The organism is Flavobacterium sp. ZB4R12 (genome assembly GCF_048276375.1).
Classification (GTDB): Bacteria; Bacteroidota; Bacteroidia; order Flavobacteriales; family Flavobacteriaceae; genus Flavobacterium; species Flavobacterium gawalongense.
In genome coordinates this window covers 103,894-125,070 of the sequence record NZ_JBLNKS010000001.1, presented here as the reverse complement: position 1 = coordinate 125,070, position 21,177 = coordinate 103,894, and the positions used below count along the sequence as shown (strand labels likewise).

The following is a 21,177-nucleotide window of genomic DNA, read 5'->3' as shown; positions in this document are numbered from 1 at the left end:
TTTATCCATGAAAATAAATCTCATCGAAATAGAACGTGTTAAAACCATTTCGAAAGACGATTTTCATACTAATTATATCAAAAAATAAAAGCCACTAGTTGTTGAAAAATTGACACAAGATTGGCCAGCATACAAAAAATGGAACCTCAACTATATCAAATCGATTGCAGGTGAAAAAGCAGTTCCTTTGTATGATAACACCTGTTTCTCACAAAGATGGTTTTAATGAGGCCCATGCCAAAATGAAGATGGCAGATTATATTGATTTATTACAATCAAAACCTACCAATTACAGAATATTTCTTTATGATTTAATGAAGAGATTACCCATTCTTCACAAGGATTTTCAATGCCCCGATGTGGGATTACGTTTAATAAAACAATTACCGATGCTTTTTTTTGGAGGTAAAAACGCCAAAGTATTCATGCACTTTGATATCGATTATTCGAACATACTTCATTTTCAATTTGATGGTCAAAAACAATGCGTTTTATTTGATCCACATCAGACTCCTTTTTTTTATATAAAATTCCCTACTCATTAATCTGTCGAGAAGATATTGATTTTGACAATCCTGATTTCGATAAATGGCCCGCTTTAAAACAAGCAAAAGGATACATTTGCACACTAAATCATGGCGAAATGTTATACATACCTGAAGGATATTGGCATTATATGAAATATCTCGAACCTGGTTTTTCAATGAGTTTACGGGCTTTTCCTTGAAAAATTTCAAACTTATCCAAAGCAGTCTACAATCTAATTATTATGCGTTATTTTGATGTTTTGATGCGTAAACTAAAGGGGCAGAAATGGATAGATTATAAAAACAAAGAATCCATAATTCGTACCCACAAAAAATTAAATATAAAGTAGGAGACGAACTCCAAAGTTCGTCAAGGTATCCCGTTTTATATCTACATCCATTTTTTTTGATTTTTTAGTTTGACTGTTTAATATTCACACATCTCAATTTACAATTTTCTTAGTTACAGTTTTACCATTTTGTAATACAATTTTAACAAGCAATGCCTGATAGTTTATAACTAAATTAGATATAGTTAACTCATTAGTATATACATTTATTTTTTGATAAACTGATTTTCCTGACAAATCATATACCTGAACTTTGTTTATGGCTTCAACCGATGAATTGATTTTTATTTGTTTATTTTTATTAGAAACTAAAACTGTATTATCTAATGTCTCAAAATCACCTGTTACTAAAGTTTTATTGGTAATAGTATTGATATACCGCAATACAAAACGGTCGTTGAAAGTACCTGCTTCTGTAGAAAAATTATACGCTCCTTGTTTTAGGTTATTAATAACATTGGTGTTTTTGTCTTCAATAAAAATATCCTGTGACACTAGTAATCCATCTACTTGATCAATAGCTATTGAAAAAGCACCTTCTATTGTAGAAGTATAGCCCAATGGCACCTCATCTTTTTCATCAAAAGGCAAAGCCCTTCCCTGTATTGTTAAATTTTTATCTTGGTTGACACTATAAAAATCAACAAACTGGTTCCCATCAAAACTTTCTCCATCAAAAGCATTATCATATCCATTGGTAGCATTTGAAACATAACCAACTAACATTTGCTTGAAAGCACCTTGTGTATTGGTTAGATTAAGCCAAATACGGTGTTTTTCGATTGCACTTATCGTTTTCGAACTTTTAGTCATCTTGAAAAACTGGGAATTATCACCTGTTATTCCTCCTACACCTACTCTCATAGTATTATTAAACACAACACTACTACCTGTTGGAGCAAGTTTACTACTGGTGAAAAATGCTTGACCCGACGCAATTTTACCAGAAGGAACGGTTCCTCCAGAAATAGCAGTTGTACCTACTCCTCCGGTAAGATTATAAGAGGCATAATCATCCGAAGTATACGCATAAGTCCCAGAACCTGCAGAACCATTAGTAATATTTGTAGCCAATTGAATTGCCGTATTATGTGTCCAGAAATAAAGAGTTCCATCAAGAACAGAGCTGTTATCAGTTAAAAACTTATCTGCATCCAAGGCGGACGGATACGGATTTCCTATAAGATACAACTTATCTGCACTAATACCGGTAAGGGAAAAAGCTCCGTTATTAGGAACACCCACAAAAACGGCTGGAAAATCGGCAGCAGTAACTGAATCATAATTCTGGGGTCCACGGACGATATAACCAATCCCCTTTGACATAACAGTTGCTGCTGATTCTTGTTTCCAATTATTTACAACAGCATCAAAAGAATAGAACAAACTCGTATTAGGGGAAACACCTCCTAAGGCATATCCAACAACTGGAGAAGACCAATAGGTATAATCAAACTTACGAATTGGAGTAGTGATTCGTTTATAAGTTATATTTCCTGTATTTATAGCATTCTCATTTATTTGCACTAAACTGGCATTGTTTTCGAGAGTTAATGATCCTCCAGAAACAGTAACTTCATTGGTCAAAGCCATCGTATTTCCCGAAGCAATAGTAACCGTTCCTGAAGTAACCTGACACGAACAGCCCGATACATCCCCAGAAGAAAAATAACTTCCATTAAAAATTATTTTATCAATGCTTGTAGGAGTACTCGGCGACCATGCACTTCCATTCCACGTAGCCACAACTGATCCAGCTATAACACAATTCGTAACCGAGGAAACACATCCACCTATGTTTTTTATTATTACTTTATACGTTCCACCTACTAAACCTGATTTTACATTACTAACCTGGTAGTTAGCACCATTATCAAAACTATACGTATCCGTAGCACTCTGAACAGTCACATTTATAACTCCTGTAGGTGTTGAACAGGTTGGCTGTGTAATTACGATCGCAGGAAATAACATTAGCGGAAGAAAAGTTAATAATCGGATTTTTGAAAAACTGCTCACACTACAATTTCCACCTGTTCGACTATACACAATATCAACACGGTATTTAGCAGATTCTGCGGGAGTCCCGTTAATTATATTCAAGGTAGCTGTTGTACAACCCGAAAAATGAGCTCCATCAACTACATTATTCCAAGACCCCGATACTGTCTGGCTTTTCCATTGGTATGAAACAGGTCCATTTGAGGGATTTGAAATTGCAGCACTATAAGAATAATTAGTCCCATAACAAAGCGTTACATCCATTACAGATTGGGAAGGCGTTAGTGACGGTGAAGTTATGTCCGTTATTTCATTTACTGAAAGTTGTGCAGCGATAGAAGTTACACTACAAGTACCATTTGAAACAACAACTTGGTATTGTGTTCCATTTGGGGAAAGCGATGACCCTACATTCTGAAGTCGAATTTCCCCTGGATTTGGATAAGAAACATTCGTCTCGACGGGAATTGCAGTAAAACTAGCGTCTGAAGGTCTTTTGCGTTGCCAAATATAGGTCAATGTCCCAGTTCCGCCTGCAACTACTTTAAAAGTAACAATACTTTCTTCACAATCCAATTGATTTACTGGTTGAGTAGTAAACGTAGGCGAAGGACTAACCGTTAAGAAGCCATAATTCCCCTTTTCAGTACAGCCAGATGCTGTAATTCTAGCTCTAAATTTATAATTATTCATTCCTGCGGTGATGTTGCTAACTGCAAGATTTGAAGTATTTACTCCAGAATAAACAGTGTTATTAACCAAATCACTCCAGCCCGAACCCATATTAACCTCCCATTGATAGGAAGGCGAACTTCCGGATGTTGAAGCTGTAAATAGTGCTGTACCTCCTACACACCCCGAAATACTAGTTGTTCCGGTTATAGTAAAAGGACAGTCACTTCCATAAATTACGGCATTAACTAAAGCTGATAAAGCAGTATTACTAGGTGTTGCCGGAACTTGAGTGCCCGGTGTAACATTACTATCAATTGATGCTGGAATAATTGTTACCGTAGCATTGGGATTCACAGCATAAATTACCCCAACTTCGCTTCCCGTAATCTTAAAATCTCCAATAATATTTCCACCAACAACAACATTACCTTGCTTTTGCAATTCTGAAGTCGCAGGACTTAATAAATCACCAATAATTACAACATCACTTTTCCAAAAATTAGTAATTCCGTTATTTATATAATTACCGTAGACTACTAGAGTCGCTAAATCACTACCCGACCCCATAGTAAAACTCCCTCCGGAATTAACTGTAAAATCACCCCAAACTGAGTTACTTCCTACAGTTAATAATTTCGCATCGTTAATAGTTAAAGATCCAGATAAACTAATGCTTTTAGCTTCTGCATTTTCAGTAATAGCAACAGTTTTTCCAGATGAGATAATTACGTCATCACTAGATGTTGGAATTCCAGCCGGAGACCAATTAGCCGCTGTATTCCAATTACCAGAACCTAAATAAGTTTTAGTTGCACCAAAACCAAAAGTATGAATCAAGACTATAAAAAGAGTAAAGAGTAATTTTTTGGTCATATTATTTTATGTGAAATTTAAATAAATTCAATTCTAAACTTGTATTATTCGATAAGTAAAAACCTATAATTCACACAAACCTTATAAAAAAAATTACAAAAGCACAATAATGTCGTTCATATGCGTATTTATCTGTTGTATCGCCGTTTTTAGGAGATTAAAAAATTATATTTATACAAATAATTTTAAAAACCTTTACTCCTTAAGAAATTATTTCAATTATTTCAAACGCATTTAGCTGTACTTTAATTAATTATAAACACTTAAATTTCCAATCTTAAAAACCAAAATTGATGAATCCAGTTTTTTCCATAAAAGAGGCCATAAATAAAATTGAACATTTTTGTGCTTATCAAGAGCGTTGCCATGAAGAAGTAGTACAGAAATTAAGAAGTATGAAAATGGATTCCGAAGAAATTGACTCCATTATGGTACATCTTATAAGTGATAATTTTCTTAACGAAGAACGTTTTGCCTGTAGTTTTGCCAGAGGCAAACACCGCATTAAACATTGGGGTAAAATTAGAATTATCAATGAATTAAAGTCTAAAAAAATAACACAAACGCTTATCAATAGTGCACTAAAGGAAATCTCTCCTGAAGAATATGCGACAACTTTTCATGCGCTGGCAGAAAGACACTGGGAATCCATACGAGAAACTAATTTGATGAAAAAACGAAATAAATTTTGCGACTACATGTTACGTCGGGGTTATGAAAATAATTTAGTCTTTGAGAAAGTAAAAGAGTTGGAGCATTTGGAATACGGATAACACGGATTCAATTCATGGATTAAAATAAGCCTTTAAGCGTAATAAACAGTATTTAAACATCAGATCATCCGAATAAATACCTTTCTAATTCTCTTTAATTAACATTTTTTTTAGTGACCGTTTGACCGTTTTGCAATACAATTTTAACCAACAAAGTTTGATGATTTTGCACTAAATTAGAAATAACCAATTCATTGGTGTTTACATTTCTTTTTTGATATATTAATCTTCCTGACAAGTCATACATCTGAACTTTATTTATCGTTTCAACTGATGAATTGATTTCTATTTGCCTGTTTTTACTGGAAACCAAAACTACATTTTCTTGTATATTAAAACTTTTCCCTATTTCAGCTTTATTCGTATAACGCAATACAAATCGGTCATTGAATGTTCCTTTCTCGGCGGTAAAGCTATAAGGCCCTTGTTTCAGGTCATGGATAACATTAGTTTTTTTATCTTCAATAAATACTTCTTGATTCGCTAACACACCGTCTGTTTGATCAATACTTATAGTAAAACCGCCTGCAATTGTAACACTATAGCCTAACGGTACCATATCATTTTCATCAAATGGCAAAGCCCTGCCTTGAATCACTAAATTCTTATCTTGAATAATGCTGTAAAAATCCGCATATTGATTTCCGTTAAAACTTTCCCCATCAAAAGAACTGTCTAATCCATTAGTAGCACCTGTAACATAGCCCAATAATGTTTGTTTGAAAAGACCTTGTGCATTAGTTAAATTCAACCAAATACGATTTTTTACAACTGAGTTAGCGGATTTTGTGTTCGATTCTGTGTTATGTTTATAGAATTGAGAATTATTACCCACAACACGCATACTGTTATTGAAAACAATCGTAGTTCCAGAAAACGAAGACGGAAGTTGACTTGAGGTAAAGAACCCTTGTCCGGCTGCAATTTTCCCTGATGGCATTACACCGCCACTTACGGCGGAAAGCGTTTCTGTTCCTCCAACTCCGTTATAAGAAGCATAATCATCCGAAGAGTACGCATATAGCCCAGATCCCGGATTAGGTGTACCTATAGCAATTGGCGTATTGTGTGTCCAGAAATAAATAGTGCCATCTAAAACCGTGTTGTTTGCAAGTAAAAATTTATCGGCATCCAAAGCAGAAGGATATGGATTTCCTAAAAGATATGACCTATCTGCACCAATACCAGTTAGCGATTTCGCCCCATTATTTGGCACCCCTATAAAAAAGGCCTCATAAATAGCTGGTGACAGATTACCTTCTGGTCCTCGAATGATATAACCAATACCAACTGACATAACGGAAGCTGAATTTTCTTGCTTCCAATTCTCTACAGTAGCATCAAATGAAAAAAACGTATCCGAAGCCGTATTAGGCGACACATTATACAGTGATTGAGGAGAAACTGGTGATGACCAATACGTATAATCGAATTTACCAACCGGAGTAGTTTTTCGTTTGTAAGTTATATTGCCCGTATTTACAGCTGCATCATTTATTTGCACTAAACTGGCGTTGTTTTCGAATGTCAACGATCCTCCCGAAACAGTTAACCCATTGGTTAAGGTTAAGGTATGTCCGGGATTAATGACTACAGTACCTGTAGCGACTTGACAAGAACAACCTGCTAGGTCAGAAGAAGAGCTGTAACTTCCATTAAAAACGATATTATCTGCACTTGTTGGAGCACTAGGAGACCATGAACTTCCACCCCAAGTTTTAGTCGGCAGTGCAATGATAACACTTGTTCCTGGTGAGATACACCCAGACGAATTCTTTGCAGTCACGCTGTAAGTTCCTATAGCAACTGAAGTAAAAACTCCTGTTGTGTTTGTATATGTTAATCCATTAATACTGTAGGTCATTCCGACAGCAGTTGGTGCTGTTATGGTTATCGTTCCTGTTGGCGTGGAACAGGTGGGCTGTAATGTTACACTTGCTGTTGGCGCCGCTGTCGACAACCCAGTATTTACAGTTACTGTGGTTTCAGCAATCATTATAAAAGGCACATTAGGAGTAACACTAGTATTAAGCATTGTGCTTTTCATTTTTACTTGATAAATCCCACTAACCGTAGCTGACAAAGTATAATTCGGACTGTTACTGTATGTTGGAGCAGTAATCCCAGGGCCGGACCATGAATAAGTATAGGGACCTCCATTTGGTGGTGGAGCAGCCGAAAGATTGATGGGATTCCCAACGCAAACAGGGGAGTTCGATGTTGCACTCCCTGTCCCGCCTAAAGTCACTATATCAGCAAAACTGACATCCGCCCCGGCACCACCGTTGCAACTCGCAAGTAAATTGGTACCGATATATATCCGTTCCGATGCATTACACGAACCTCCAACCAAACCTCCCCCAGACTGAATAATTATTGAAGATCCTTCCTTAAGATACAAACGGTTATTCCCCGAAGAAAAATCGAGTGTTGCTCCGCTTCTAACAATTAATTGAATTGGACCTAAACAAGTTAGATTTAATTCTGCATTCATGTATAAGGTTGTGGTTGGAGTAGGAGTAACATTTCCGATATATATTACAGTGCAGCCCGTAAACGAGCTACAAGTTAGTGTGCTTGCATTCGTCGTTGTCGCGATAGAACATTGTGCATTTACAATTCCAGAAAAAGCGAACAACAGCAACACAATGATGAAAACCCTTGGTTTATGTAATAGTGTTTTCATGACTATTTGTGTATTATTATCATAAAAAAATACAGCCTATGTCATTGATAATTAACAACATAACTCTTATACAAAATTAAGAAACCTTATGGTATAAATAAAAATAAACCGTTCAAATACCTCTTTGTCCGTTGTACTGCTGCTATATGTAAATTCTATATTTTTGTATTTTAAAAATAGGCAGGAAACCTTTACATAATAAAAAATATCCTCTAGTTTGAATAAGATAATTTATTTATAAATACCTGTTTTGTTCGTTATTAATAGTTAAATTACAATTCCAAAAAAACCAAAACCGACACATGAAAAACGTTTTCTCAATTAAAGATGCTATACAAAAAATAGAACATTTTTGCGCCTATCAGGAACGTTGTCACGAAGAAGTGGTGCAAAAATTGAGAAGCATGAAGATGGACTCCGAGGAAATTGACACCATTATGGTCCATCTCATCAGTGATAATTTTCTCAACGAAGAACGTTTTGCCTGTAGTTTTGCAAGAGGCAAACACCGCATAAAACATTGGGGGAAAATTAGAATTGTGAACGAATTAAAGTCAAAAAAAATAACACAAACCCTTATTAATATTGCCCTAAAAGAAATTACACCTGAGGAATATGCAGCAACATTCAATACGCTGGCAGAAAGACATTGGGAATCCATCCGAGAAACAAATATGCTAAAAAAACGAAAGAAATTTTGTGATTATATGTTGCGCCGGGGATTTGAAAGCAATTTGGTGTATGAAAAAGCTCGAAGCTTTGAAAATTGGAACACGGATTTAACGGATTAGCACCCATTTTGAATTTTTCAATTCGTATGAATCTGCATAATCTGCATGCTAAACATTTTGAGAATTGAAACACGACTTTAACGGATTAGCTTAAAATTTTCAATCCATATGAATCTGTAAAATCTTTCTCAATTCGTATGCTATCTTTTTGGCCAATTACAAACTCAAGAGCACGCTTACCGCATTACCTCCAAAACCAACTGCATTAATCAATACTTTTCTAATAGGTTTTGTTTGTATTTGCGCTTCCACAAAAGGGACTCCGATGAAGGTATTGTGTTGCATCATCATAATAGCCAGTTCCATGCTCAAGATTCCCGAAGCGCCAAAAGTGTGTCCAATTTTCCATTTATTGGTGGTCAACAAAGGCAAGTTCGAACCAAAAACTTTCTCAATCGCTCTGTATTCAGTCAAATCACCTTTTATGGTTCCTGGTGCGTGCATCACAATCGCATCAATTTCGGACAAATCCGTATTTTGTAAAGCCATTTTCATTGATTTCTGGAAACAAGTCGCATCTGCCGAAATGGAAATATTATGTTCCAAAATTTCCGTAGCATACCCAATCCCTTCGATATAAGCCAACGCATTTTCTTTTTTACCTATTTCAAGACAACAAACGCCGGCACCTTCACCAAGAATCATGGTGCTTTGTTTCTTTTCGAAATCAAGAGCTCGGTTAGGATAATCCTCTTTACTATTCGAATAAATTTTCAAAGCCCGCATTTGCGCAATTGTAAAATCTGTTAAAGGAGCTTCGCTACCTCCAACCAGAAATTTATCAGCCATTCCTGCTCGAAGCCAAGCCACCCCATTTAAAACTGCATGCAAAGCCGTAGAACAGGTTATAGAATGCGATATTTCTGGACCAGAACTTTGCAAATCGTGGGCAACCCAAGAAGAAATATTCCCTAAAGTTGTAGTTGGAGATGCCAAAGTTTGTGCTTTCCCCGTTTCTAAATATTCCTGATAGTGCTTTTCAAATAAATCAGTTGCGCCACGAGACGAACCTATGTTTATTCCGAAAATATCGTTCTTAGCCCATCCCGCATTTTGCATGGCTTTTCGAGAAGCGGCCATAGCATACAAAACCGACTTATCTAAAAATTTATATTTGTTATCCGATTGTTGTAATGTGTCAACAACTTGTTTCGAAATAGCGTCTAGTGAAGCAACATAAGTTTTTTTATGATCTAATTCGCGTTCTGTAAAACAATGATTCGCATTAAGATAATTTTCCCAAATAGCGTCTGGTGTATTCCCTAATGGCGAGATGGAAGCAATAGCGGTTATAGAGATTATTTTGGGCAAAATATTGTTATTTAACCGCAAAGGTCGCAAAGTTTTTCGCAAAGTTCACGAGGGTTTGAAAATTTATACATGCAAAATGCACCTTTATTGTTATAAATTTAAACTATTTCTAAAGCATTTTCGACCACTTGATACACTTTTTGTAATTGCTCATCGGTGATAATATAAGGAGGTAAGATGTAAACTATATTACCAACAGGGCGCAGGATTATTCCATTTTCGATAAAAAAATCATAGAGTTTGTTGCGCAAGGTTCCATAATAACTGGCGGAACTTTCGGTTTTTATTTCTAATGCAAAAATAACTCCGAGAACACGCGTTGTGGTTACTTTTGGATGATTTTTTATGTGTTCCTGAAAACCCAGATGACTTTGATTTACACGGGCAATATTAGCTTGCATTTCATCGGTTTGTAACAACTCAAAACTTGCCAAAGCCGCTGCACAACCTGTAGGATTTGCCGTGAAAGTATGTCCGTGAAATAATGCTTTATTAATATCCTCATCATAAAAAGCTTCGAAAATATCCTGGGTAAAAGTCGTAATTGCCATGGGAATTGTCCCTCCCGTCAAAGCTTTTGACAAGCATATCATGTCTGGTTTTTCTACCAAATAATCTGTCGCAAAAGTTTTACCAGTTTTTCCAAAACCGGTCATCACTTCATCGGCAATGGTGAGAACATTATTTTCCTGACAAATTCGCATTAATTGATCTAAAGACTCCGGCTCATACATCACCATTCCTGCCGCTCCCTGAACCAGTGGCTCATAAATAAAACCAGCACAGTTATTGTTTTTTACTACCTCTTTTAAAGTATCATAACTTTGCTGTTCTTTTCCTTTCACAGGAACTGGAATCCGAACCACATCAATGAACATCCCTTGAAAGGCCTGCGTATAAAAAGAAATTCCGCTTGCCGCCATTGCCGCAAAGGTGTCGCCATGAAAAGCATTTTCGAAAGCTATTATTGTAGTTCTCTTTTCCCCTTTATTGAAAAAATATTGCAGTGTGACTTTAATCGCTACCTCAACCGCCGTAGAACCATTATCTGAAAAGAATATTTTTTGCTGGTTTTTTGGTAAAATTTCCATCAACTTCTCGGCAACCAAAACAGCTGGCTCATGTGTAAATCCACCAAAAAGTACGTGTTCTAATGTCGTGAGTTGTTTGTAAATCGCATCTGCAATAAATTTATTGGAATGTCCGTAAGGATTCACCCACCAAGAGGCGATTGCATCAATGTATTCTTTATCATTTTCGTCCCACAGCAAAGCACCTTCTCCTTTTTTAATGGCAATGGGAAGTGCTGCAGTTTTGTGTTGTGTATAGGGATGCCAAAGATATTGACTGTCTCTTTCTGTTAAGTTCATTTTATTTTAGATAAAAAGAAGTAAGAGACAAGATAAAAGACTTCACATAACAAAGCATTCTTTCTTCTTGTTTCTTTTTTCTTAATTTATAATTCCAATAGATTATCCCGAAACAAATCAGCATATTCTTTTATTACATTTTGGTCGAAATACGGTTCTTGCTCAATTCTTCCAATGCATTTTATACCTGTTTTATTTAAAATTATTGCTTCCGAAGATTTATTTTCTTCACCATTAAATATGATTCCTGCAATGTTTATTTTTCTATTTTGTAAGGCTTCAATCGTGAGCAAAGTGTGATTGATACTTCCTAAATAATGTCTGGAAACAACAATCACTTTATAATCGGGTTGGATTAAATCAATAACCAAATCCTTGTCATTTAATGGGACAAAAATACCTCCAGCCCCTTCGATTACTAAATGATTAGCTGTCTTGGGTTCGGTGATATTCTTTAAATCAATAACAATCCCGTCTAATTCTGCTGCGAGATGTGGACTTGCCGGTGTATTTAAAGCATAACTATTAGGATAAACTACGGCCTTTTTATTAGACAAAAACGATTTGATTTTATGACTGTCCGAATTTTCTAAATCGCCCGCTTGAATGGGTTTCCAATAATCGGCTTCTAGTGATTCCGTTATAATGGCTGATGCAATAGTCTTGCCGACATCGGTTGAAATTCCCGTGATGAATAGTTTCATAGATTTGGAACACAGATTAAACAGATTGAACAAATTTACACGGATTTTTGAATTTATTCTTTAATTTTTTTTCGCTCATTTGTATAAATAAGTCTCTTGAATTCTGGTGTAGTCCCGAAATTCAACAATATTCCAATTTCTACTTTAGTCGCTTTGAGATAATTCAACAGCTGTGCTTTATGTTCATCCATTAAACATTCACAAGCTTTAAGTTCTACTGTTATTGAATCCTCTATTATTAAGTCGGCAAAATATTCTCCAACTAATTGACTTTTATAATACACTTTAATTTGTTTCTGCGCTTCTACTTTAAATCCTTGCGATTTTAATTCAAAATACATTGCATTTTGATAGACTTTTTCTAGAAAGCCATACCCTAATTCATTATAAACTTCATAATAAGCTTTCAAAATAGAGTCACTCAAACTTTTATGCAAAAAATTAGCCATATTTAATTTATCTTAATTGAAAACATTTATTCTGAAATTTGTGGAAATCAGTTCAATCTGTCAAATCTGTGTTTCATTTTTGAATAAGACAGTAATACTTACTTTTTATCAAAAAATATAAAATCAGTATTCAAAAACAAAAGTACTCAACAATCGTAATACTTCGGAGATTTCTTCTTTTGAATTAAAGCTATGCAAACAAAATCGCAATCGCTCCTGCCCTTCGGGAACCGTTGGCGAAAGTATGGCTTTGACATCAAAACCTTTTTCTTGCAGTTTTTGGGCTATGGATTTAACATTTTCATTTCCCGGAATAATCGCGGATTGTATGGCCGATTTGCTTCGAACAAACAATTGTTTTAAACCCAATAAATTCTTCTCTTGATTGAAATGAATAATGTTTTCTCGAAGCAGTTTTATATTTTGTTTTTCGTTGTCTAAATAGTGGTACCCCATTAAAATCGTGGCAACCGAATGTGGCGAAAGTCCCGTCGTGTAAATAAAACTTCGGGAAAAATTCACTAAATAATCCCTCAATTCTGGAGAGCCTAAAATGGCAGCGCCATGACATCCCAATCCTTTTCCAAAAGTCATAATTCGGGCGAAAACATGATCTTGCAAGTTTAAATCCTGAACTAAACCTTCCCCTGTTGAACCAAAAACGCCCAAAGCATGCGCTTCATCAACAACTAAATAACTGTTGTGTTTTTCGGATAGTTGTACTAATTCTTCAAGATTTGGTGTATCGCCGTCCATCGAAAAAACAGATTCGGTAACAATATAAATGACTGTGTTTTGATTTCGAAGAATTAATCGTTCCAAATCCTCAAAATCATTGTGATTGAATTTATAGGCTTTGGCATTCGATAATTGAATCCCATCCCGAATGGACGCGTGACACAATTCGTCGTATAAAATCAAATCCCCTTTTTGCGGAAGCGAACTAAAAAAACCAACATTGGCATCATAACCCGAATTGAAAATCAATGCCGATTCCGATTTATGAAACTGTGCGATGTAGTTTTCAGTTTCTGGATATAGCTTATGGTTTCCGGATAATAATCTGGAACCTGTTGCACCATTTTGAACCCCATTATTTTCAATTAAATACTGGTGTGTTTCCTGAAAAATAGTTGCTGATTTAGACAATCCGAGATAATCATTGGAAGCAAAATCAATCCCTTTACTGGATAAAGGCAATTGTCGCAAAGCATTATTTTGCTTTCGGCTCTCCAATTTAGCGGATAGATTTTGTGGAAATTTTCTCATACGCCACAAAAATAAGCATCTTTTTCGGTTTATATATTTTGTACAATTATTGTTTGCTGATTTTTTGAAATCAATGGGTTTTCTAAGTATTGATTCTAATTCCAAATCATATTGCATTATCGCAAAAAGTTTAATTCTCCAATAATTAACAAATCACGGAATAGTAATCAAAATAAAATTAACAAAAAATTCCGAAAACGGTTTCGATTTGATAAATTGCTAAAATTATGTTAAAAAAATCTTAAAATTTACATCGGAGCCATTTCGTTATGAAATAGTTTTCTACTTTCGGCCATTATGAAACGAATTGCATCACTTTTCTTATTAGTAACATTGTTTTACAATGTTCTGGGATACTATCTGATGTTTGCTTATCAACAAGAGCAGGCATGGGTGAGTAGTATGAAAAAAGCACCTAGTTCAGAGTTTCAAGTAATCAAATTAAATGCCACTTTATACTCCTTTATCGAAGACACTGATTTTGAGTATGTAAATGAAGATGTGGTTATTAACAATAAAAGTTATCATATTTTCAAAAAAAGAATTCAAAACAACATACTAAGCCTGTATTACCTACGCAATTCACACCAAGATGCAATTGGCAAGGATTTAAAAGATATTGTTGACAATCAATTATTTAATAGCTCTTCTTCAAAAGAATCACCAGTTAAAAAACTCATGAAGTCTTTTCTTCAAGATTATATTCCAAACCATACTGTTTGCGTTGATTTTTCTCCCAAAATAGATTTGAATTCTATTAAACCTATCATTACGCCAAATAAGGCGCCTGATTCTGGATATACTTCCTTATCGTATTCTCCGCCAGATATCGCATAATTCTTCTTTTTATTTCTAGTGAAATCTTTCACTGACATTAGGCATTTGCAAAAACATTTAATTTATGATTGCACTTAAGCTAAGAATGTACACTAATTACAAATATTTAGAATTTACTAATTAAAAAACACAAAATATTCATCTGTGTTTTTAATAGCTACTCATTTTTGAGAGTAATATATTGGCATATTTAATATTTTTAATTTGTAGTTGCGTTTTCTGCTTTCAAAATCATGACTTAAATTTATTTACAAATTCAAAAAATGGATTTCTAAAAGAACTATTTGTTCCAAAAGTAATCTTTGATCCATTCGTGAAACTTTTTGGGCGAAAGCCAAAATAAAATTTTGTTTTACAACGATAAAGCCTATAAATCCGTATATTTTTTTTAAAACACCAACCTTCTCTGTCGCGAAAGAAGTTGTTGTTGGTATGTTTTATATATTATTAATCATTTTAAAAAACCAAACCTTGAAAAATTTATCCTTTTTACATTCCGCTTTTATTTTTATTTTATTCCTTACAATGGCTTTTCATACCGAAAACATGACTGCTCAAGGCTGTGTTGCTGTCCGCCAAATGGGAGGACAAAACATGAATTCTTCAAATTCTTATAATTTAAGTGAAGGCGAATTTCAAGTAGGTGCTAATTATCGCTATTTTCACTCTTGGAGACATTTTGTTGGCACGGAAGAACAACTGCACCGCCAAACAACCAATGGTGGACATGACGCAAATGGCAAAGAACGTGGCAATGCAGTGAATATCTATTCTCATGCTGTTGATTTAAATATTTCTTATGGATTAACGGACCGTATCCAGTTGAACGCCACATTACCTTATGTAAACAATGAGCGCTCACAAGTACTAAGACAAAAAACACCCGTAATCGATACATTACGTTATAGCGTCTATGCTGATGGGATTGCTGATGCCCGATTGAGCGTAAATTATTGGGTTGTTGACCCAAAAAAGGCCGAAAAAGGTAATGTTATGATAGGATTGGGTGTGAAATTAAATAACGGAAGCCATGACGAAATGGATGATGCGCCACAAGCAGACGGAACTACCAAAAGTGTTGTAATGGATCAAGCTATTCAACCGGGAGACGGAGGCGTAGGTTTTTCAGTGGAACTTCAAGCATTCCGACAATTAACAGGGCGTCTTTATGGTTTTGCAAATGGGTATTATTTGTTTAATCCCAGAGAATCCAATGGCACTTTCAAATCAGCCCCAAAACCAGGATTGGAAGGATATGAAATCTACGCAAGCCCTGATCAATATTTTGGCCGTGCAGGATTTATGGCTGCAGTAGACAAAAAAGAAAATTTCACGGTATCACTAGCCGGAAGATTAGAAGGTATTCCTGCTTATGATGCTTTTGGTGGTCAAGTGGCTTATCGTCGCCCTGGATATGTAATTGCAGTTGAATATGGTTTTTCATATAGAATAGGAAATCACGGCTTAAGCTTATACATCCCTTATAATGTTGTTAAAAACCGCATTCAAAGCGCAGCAGATATTGCTAGTCAAGATTTACAAAATTCAGTAATTACAGATCCAAGCAAATATGTTCACGTTCAAGGTGATGCAGCATTTGCTGATTACTCTATCAATGTAGGTTATTCGTATCGTTTCAATTTAAATAAAAAAATAAAAATGACTATGAAGCATTAAATTTCATTCCATTATTAGAGAGTAACATTATCTCTGTAATAATGGAATCAGATAATTCATCTTAAGAAAGGAAATTAAATTTTTAATAAATGAAAACCAAATATATATTCGTCTTGTTTTTACTTTCCTTTTTCACACAATCATGTGAGAATTTTAGAAACCCTAATGACAAAATGGTCGAAATTTTAGCTGAAAAATACAAGCAGTTTAGTGTCAAAGACAATCCTTTTTGCCCAGAGGCAGAATTAACTTTTTTTGATTCTTTATCAACTGCACCAGCTGAAACCAATAACCGGTTTATAGCTACTCTTTACAAAGGGAATAGTCTTTTGAAATTGGGAAAAGAAAACGAATCTGTAGCTGCTTTTGAATCTATTATTCAGAGAATAGGACTGTCAAATGATAATAGCCCAGAAGTATTACGAAGTATGGCACTCTCCTATATGCGTTTAGGCGAACGACAAAACTGCGTTACCAATCACTCGACTGAATCCTGTATCATGCCCATTAGAAATTCAGGAATACACCTAAAACAGTTGGGCTCTAAAAAGGCAATTGAAGTTTATGAACTTCTTTTAAATACCTTTCCTGGGGATTATGAGTCGAGATGGCTGCTAAATATTGCCTATATGACACTGGGCGAATACCCATCAAAAGTTCCTGCTAAATGGCTTATTCCGAACTTGGATAAAGACAACTCTAATTATGCCATTAAGCCTTTTACAGATGTAGCTCCTAATTTAGGTGTTAATAACCGAAATATGGCGGGTGGAATTATTATGGACGATTTTAATAATGACAACTATTTGGATCTTATAACTTCCGATTGGAGTTTAAATGGCACCATGCACTATTATCAAAACGATAAAAAAGGGGGATTTATCGATTCCTCAAAAAAGTCCGAATTAGGGCGTTTCAAAGGCGGATTAAACATGATTCAAGCGGATTATGACAATGACGGCGATGTAGATATTTTTGTTTTAAGAGGTGCATGGATGGGAAATTACGGAAAGCAACCCAACTCTTTGTTAAGAAATAACGGCGATGATACCTTTACCGATGTAACGATCAAGAGTGGTTTATATTCTGAACATCCCACGCAAGCCGGAGTATGGAAAGATTTTAATAATGATGGCTGGCTGGATTTATTTATTGGCAATGAAAGCAGACCAGAATTAAATGAAATTAATCCATGCGAATTGTACATCAGCAATCAAGACGGCACTTTTAAAGAAGTTTCGGTTAAAGCAAATTGTGCAGTTGTAGATTTTGTAAAAGGAGTTACAGCTAGTGATTATAACAATGATGGCCTAGAAGATTTATATGTATCGGGTAATAGAGAAAGAAAAACCCTGCTCAAAAACACGGGAATAAAAAATGGTATTCCTCAATTTGAAGATGTAACGCAAAAAGCCGGTTTAGCAGATATAAAAGTCGGAACATTCCCAACCTGGTTTTGGGATTATGACAATGATGGATGGCAAGATCTTTTTGTATGTGGTTATAAATTTGACATCACCATTGCCTTTACTGCCGCGACAGAAGCATTAAACGTTCCTAACAAAGCCAGTAAAATGTACTTATATCATAATAATCACGATGGTACATTTACCAATGTTTCTGAAAAAGCAGGTTTAAATAAATCTGTATTTGCAATGGGTTCTAACTTTGGTGATATTGACAATGATGGTTATCTAGACATGTATTTGGGGACTGGGAATCCCGATTATAAATCACTTGTCCCAAATCGTCTTTTCAGAAATATGGGTGATGGCAAATTTGCTGATGTTACCGTTTCCGGCAGAGTTGGTAATTTACAGAAAGGACATGGAGTTGCCATTAATGATTTAGACAATGATGGTGATGCCGATATTTTTATAGAAGTGGGTGGCGCCTATATTGGTGATTCTTTCAACAATTCCCTATACTTAAACCCAGGTCAGAATACGAACCGTTGGATCAAGCTACAATTAGAGGGCAACAAAACAAATCGCTCCGCAATTGGCACACGAATTAAGATCAGCTTCAAAGAAAATGGCATTAAAAGAGTTGTGTACAGAGAAGTAAACTCTGGCGGTAGCTTTGGAGCATCAGCATTGAGAAGAGAAATAGGCATTGGTCAAGCAAAAATGATAAATGAGATCGCTATTACATGGTCTAAAACCCACAAAACAGAAATTTTTAGAAATATAAAGCCAAATCAATTTATTAAAATAAAAGAAGGAAGTACTGTTATTACTAAAGTAAAACTTAATAAGATAATTTTTCCTGACAAAAGTCAGAATTCAATCATGTGCAAACCTATCACTATGCAATAAACAAGTTATAATTTAAACCAAACTATTAACCAAAAACTATTTTTTAATGAAAAAATTTTATCTGAGTTGCCTGCTATTGGCACCTTTATTTATGAATGCCCAAACAGAGATTGATGCCATTATGATGAGCAAAAACAATTTTTGCGTTGGAGCAATATATCAATACAGTAGCTGGGATCAATACTGGGAAGGGTCTCTTAAAAGAGAGAATCTAAATCTTGGTACCGTATCGACAAAATCCATTGGACTTATGGGAAACTATGGTATCTCTGATAAATTAAATGCTATTTTTAGTGTGCCGTATGTAGAAACTAATGCTTCTGCCGGAACCATGAAAGGTCAAAAGGGAATACAAGATCTTTCGCTTACGCTAAAATACATGCCTTTGGAAAAAACAGTTGGCCAGTCAACCTATTCCATTTATGCATTGGGAAGTTTTACAACTCCCCTATCCGATTATCCTGCTGATTATTTACCGTTGAGCCTTGGTTTACGTAGCAGAACAGCTTCATTGCGATTAATGGGAGATTATCAGAGAGGAAATTTCTTTACTACATTTTCTGGCGCTTATGTAAAAAGAGCGAACATAACCATCGATAGAAATGCTTATCTAACTGACGAAATCCATTATACAAACGAAGTCGATATGCCTGATGCCATTTCAGTGAATTTCAGAGCAGGTTATCGTTCTAATAGATTAATAGCCGAATTTGTTATAGACAATTGGGTAACTCAGTCTGGAGGATTTGACATTACAAAAAACAATATGCCTTTTCCAAGCAACACCATGAATGCGTTAAAATATGGTGTTAATTCTAAATATACATTTAAAAAAATACCTGAATTATCTCTTGTAGGTGGTTATAACTATGTAGTAGAAGGAAGAAACGTTGGGAAATCGGACACCTTCTATGGAGGTCTATTTTATGTGATTAATTTAAAAAAAACGAGCAAACAAGATGAAAAATAATATACAAAAAACAGCCTATACTACTCTTCTGGCTTTATTTCTTGCCTGTACTTATTCGTGTAGTGATGATATTACTGAAAAAAACGAACAATTTCACGCTTTAAATCCTACCAATACAGACGATTTAGCCGGAACTTGGAAAACTTTTTTATTAACAACTCCAAACGAATTCCCACTTGATGCACCCGTTGCCACAAATACGCCAGCCTTCACAAGAGAAATCAATGAAATAAAAAGCTACCAAGTCAATATATCAGAAGATCAAAAAAGAATAATAAAATATTGGAGCGCTGGTGGCGTTTTACGCTGGAATGAAATCATGCGAACTTTAGTGGCAAGACACAACCGACCTCCTTATCAAAATGAAGACGGAACCTATCCTGCACCATCTGCGGCGAATCCTTTTGCGAATCCGCAATTTCCATTTTCAAATCCTCCTTATGCAGCAAGAGCTTATGCCTATGTAAGTGCCGCACAATACGATGCAATGGTTGCCACTTGGCATTATAAAAAATTATACAACAGAGCAGCGCCTTTTACGGTAGACGCCAATTTACAAGTTTTAATCCCAAAAAGCACCATGCCTTCATACCCATCAGAAGATGGTGTTTTAGCGGGAGTTACTGTTGAATTATTGAAATTATTATTTCCAACTGAAATCGCATACATTGATGGAAAAGCGGAAGAACAAAAACTATATCGCATTATCAGTGGCGCCAATGTTCGAAGTGATGTTGATGCAGGAATTATTTTAGGCAGAAAAATTGCCGCTAAATTTATTGCCCGAGCCGCTACTGATGGAACTGGAGCTGCTATAGGAAATCAAGTGCTTTGGACTCAACTGGAAACGCAAACTGCGGCTACTGGAGAAACACCATGGTTGTCATTAGATTTACCTGCAAGACCTCCAATGTTACCATTATTTGGAAAAGTAAAGTCATTTATAATGACTCCTGAAATGGTTGTTGCCAGTCGTCCGGTTCCGCCACCTTCTACAAAATCAGAACAATTTGCAAAAGAATTAGCTGAAATAAAAAGCTATAGTAAAAATCCATCTAGAAAGAACATGGAAATTGTTACTTTTTGGGCTGATGGTGTAGGAACTTATACACCACCTGGCCACTGGAATGCTATTGCATCAGAGTCATTTGTAGAACAAAATTATAGTGAAGTACGATGGGCAAGAAATATGGCATTATTAAATATTGCGATGATGGATGCTGCTATCAGCTGTTGGGATGCAAAGTATTTTTACTTTAATCCAAGACCATGTCAGATGGATCCATCAATAAAAACATTGACTGGAGTTCCTAATTTCCCTGCTTATGTATCAGGACACTCTACCTTTAGTGGTGCTGCCTGTGCGATTTTATCGCATATTGTTCCTGCAAAAGCAGAAAGCTTCAAAGCTATGGCAAAACAAGCCTCTGATTCTAGAATGTTTGGCGCTATTCATTATAGAAGCGATTGTGAAAAAGGACTTCAATTAGGCGAAAAAGTAGGCAGCTTTGCCGTTGCAAGAGCAGCCACGGACGGTGCTGAATAAATATTAAAATTGATTTTTTATAGTAAATGGTTAATTTCAAATGGTTTGTT

At 35.5% G+C, this 21,177-nt stretch carries 14 protein-coding genes and 1 pseudogene; 8 read left to right on the top strand and 7 right to left on the bottom strand.

Translation table 11 applies throughout. From position 1 onward, the window contains the following. Window positions 1-109 precede the first annotated feature (109 nt). Window positions 110-877, top strand: a pseudogene (locus ACNO7W_RS00500) (cupin-like domain-containing protein). 93 nt (window positions 878-970) lie between these two features. Here ACNO7W_RS00500 and ACNO7W_RS00495 read toward each other — a convergent pair. Beyond that, the gene (locus ACNO7W_RS00495) at window positions 971-4,426 is read right to left on the bottom strand and encodes a T9SS sorting signal type C domain-containing protein (RefSeq protein WP_417936603.1); all 3,456 of its coding nucleotides are present in this window, start codon (window positions 4,424-4,426) and stop codon (window positions 971-973) included. A 293-nt stretch (window positions 4,427-4,719) separates the two neighbouring features. Between ACNO7W_RS00495 and ACNO7W_RS00490 the strand changes: the two genes are divergently transcribed. Then, window positions 4,720-5,199, top strand: a complete 480-nt coding sequence (locus ACNO7W_RS00490; protein WP_417936602.1) for a regulatory protein RecX — start codon at window positions 4,720-4,722, stop codon at window positions 5,197-5,199. A 94-nt stretch (window positions 5,200-5,293) separates the two neighbouring features. Here the strand turns inward: ACNO7W_RS00490 and ACNO7W_RS00485 are convergent, their stop codons facing one another. Further along, window positions 5,294-7,885, bottom strand: coding sequence for a T9SS sorting signal type C domain-containing protein (locus ACNO7W_RS00485; RefSeq protein ID WP_417936601.1), 2,592 nt, complete (start codon window positions 7,883-7,885; stop codon window positions 5,294-5,296). A 302-nt stretch (window positions 7,886-8,187) separates the two neighbouring features. On the opposite strand from ACNO7W_RS00485, the gene ACNO7W_RS00480 reads away from it, so the two are divergent. Then, the gene (locus tag ACNO7W_RS00480) at window positions 8,188-8,676 is read left to right on the top strand and encodes a regulatory protein RecX (RefSeq protein ID WP_417936600.1); all 489 of its coding nucleotides are present in this window, start codon (window positions 8,188-8,190) and stop codon (window positions 8,674-8,676) included. Window positions 8,677-8,832: 156 nt separating this feature from the next. On the opposite strand, the gene ACNO7W_RS00475 is transcribed toward ACNO7W_RS00480, so the two are convergent. The 5 genes from ACNO7W_RS00475 to ACNO7W_RS00455 form a co-directional block, all read right to left on the bottom strand. Further along, window positions 8,833-9,987 carry a beta-ketoacyl synthase N-terminal-like domain-containing protein gene (locus ACNO7W_RS00475; protein WP_417936599.1) on the bottom strand — a complete coding sequence of 385 codons (1,155 nt, stop codon included), beginning with the start codon at window positions 9,985-9,987 and terminating at the stop codon, window positions 8,833-8,835. 98 nt (window positions 9,988-10,085) lie between these two features. Further along, complete coding sequence (bioA, locus tag ACNO7W_RS00470; protein WP_417936598.1) at window positions 10,086-11,357, bottom strand: adenosylmethionine--8-amino-7-oxononanoate transaminase; 1,272 nt, start codon at window positions 11,355-11,357, stop codon at window positions 10,086-10,088. Window positions 11,358-11,443: 86 nt separating this feature from the next. Then, complete coding sequence (bioD, locus tag ACNO7W_RS00465; RefSeq protein ID WP_417936597.1) at window positions 11,444-12,061, bottom strand: dethiobiotin synthase; 618 nt, start codon at window positions 12,059-12,061, stop codon at window positions 11,444-11,446. Window positions 12,062-12,114: 53 nt separating this feature from the next. Continuing rightward, window positions 12,115-12,510, bottom strand: coding sequence for a GxxExxY protein (locus tag ACNO7W_RS00460; RefSeq protein ID WP_417936596.1), 396 nt, complete (start codon window positions 12,508-12,510; stop codon window positions 12,115-12,117). Between the two features lie 123 nt (window positions 12,511-12,633). Continuing rightward, on the bottom strand, window positions 12,634-13,779 hold the full coding sequence (locus ACNO7W_RS00455) for an aminotransferase class I/II-fold pyridoxal phosphate-dependent enzyme (protein WP_417936595.1): 1,146 nt from the start codon (window positions 13,777-13,779) through the stop codon (window positions 12,634-12,636). Window positions 13,780-14,076: 297 nt separating this feature from the next. On the opposite strand from ACNO7W_RS00455, the gene ACNO7W_RS00450 reads away from it, so the two are divergent. The 5 genes from ACNO7W_RS00450 (at window position 14,077) to ACNO7W_RS00430 (ending at window position 21,127) form a co-directional block, all read left to right on the top strand. Next, on the top strand, window positions 14,077-14,616 hold the full coding sequence (locus ACNO7W_RS00450; protein WP_417936594.1) for a hypothetical protein: 540 nt from the start codon (window positions 14,077-14,079) through the stop codon (window positions 14,614-14,616). 471 nt (window positions 14,617-15,087) lie between these two features. Further along, window positions 15,088-16,293 carry a hypothetical protein gene (locus ACNO7W_RS00445; protein WP_417936593.1) on the top strand — a complete coding sequence of 402 codons (1,206 nt, stop codon included), beginning with the start codon at window positions 15,088-15,090 and terminating at the stop codon, window positions 16,291-16,293. An 89-nt stretch (window positions 16,294-16,382) separates the two neighbouring features. Next, window positions 16,383-18,611 carry an FG-GAP-like repeat-containing protein gene (locus tag ACNO7W_RS00440; protein ID WP_417936592.1) on the top strand — a complete coding sequence of 743 codons (2,229 nt, stop codon included), beginning with the start codon at window positions 16,383-16,385 and terminating at the stop codon, window positions 18,609-18,611. Between the two features lie 46 nt (window positions 18,612-18,657). After that, entirely contained in the window at window positions 18,658-19,581 is a 924-nt protein-coding gene (locus ACNO7W_RS00435) for a hypothetical protein (protein ID WP_417936591.1), read from the top strand. Beyond that, entirely contained in the window at window positions 19,571-21,127 is a 1,557-nt protein-coding gene (locus tag ACNO7W_RS00430; protein ID WP_417936590.1) for a phosphatase PAP2 family protein, read from the top strand. The genes ACNO7W_RS00435 and ACNO7W_RS00430 overlap by 11 nt, the downstream gene beginning before the upstream one ends. The last annotated feature ends 50 nt before the right edge of the window (window positions 21,128-21,177 follow it).

Coding starts and splice junctions, on each gene's coding strand:
- ACNO7W_RS00480 (WP_417936600.1), top strand. CDS start 8,188: ATGAAAAACGTTTTCTCAATTAAAGATGCTATACAAAAAATAGAACAT.
- ACNO7W_RS00440 (WP_417936592.1), top strand. CDS start 16,383: ATGAAAACCAAATATATATTCGTCTTGTTTTTACTTTCCTTTTTCACA.
- bioA (WP_417936598.1), bottom strand. CDS start 11,357: ATGAACTTAACAGAAAGAGACAGTCAATATCTTTGGCATCCCTATACA.
- ACNO7W_RS00435 (WP_417936591.1), top strand. CDS start 18,658: ATGAAAAAATTTTATCTGAGTTGCCTGCTATTGGCACCTTTATTTATG.
- ACNO7W_RS00485 (WP_417936601.1), bottom strand. CDS start 7,885: ATGAAAACACTATTACATAAACCAAGGGTTTTCATCATTGTGTTGCTG.
- ACNO7W_RS00460 (WP_417936596.1), bottom strand. CDS start 12,510: ATGGCTAATTTTTTGCATAAAAGTTTGAGTGACTCTATTTTGAAAGCT.
- ACNO7W_RS00495 (WP_417936603.1), bottom strand. CDS start 4,426: ATGACCAAAAAATTACTCTTTACTCTTTTTATAGTCTTGATTCATACT.
- ACNO7W_RS00490 (WP_417936602.1), top strand. CDS start 4,720: ATGAATCCAGTTTTTTCCATAAAAGAGGCCATAAATAAAATTGAACAT.
- ACNO7W_RS00450 (WP_417936594.1), top strand. CDS start 14,077: ATGAAACGAATTGCATCACTTTTCTTATTAGTAACATTGTTTTACAAT.
- bioD (WP_417936597.1), bottom strand. CDS start 12,061: ATGAAACTATTCATCACGGGAATTTCAACCGATGTCGGCAAGACTATT.
- ACNO7W_RS00455 (WP_417936595.1), bottom strand. CDS start 13,779: ATGAGAAAATTTCCACAAAATCTATCCGCTAAATTGGAGAGCCGAAAG.
- ACNO7W_RS00430 (WP_417936590.1), top strand. CDS start 19,571: ATGAAAAATAATATACAAAAAACAGCCTATACTACTCTTCTGGCTTTA.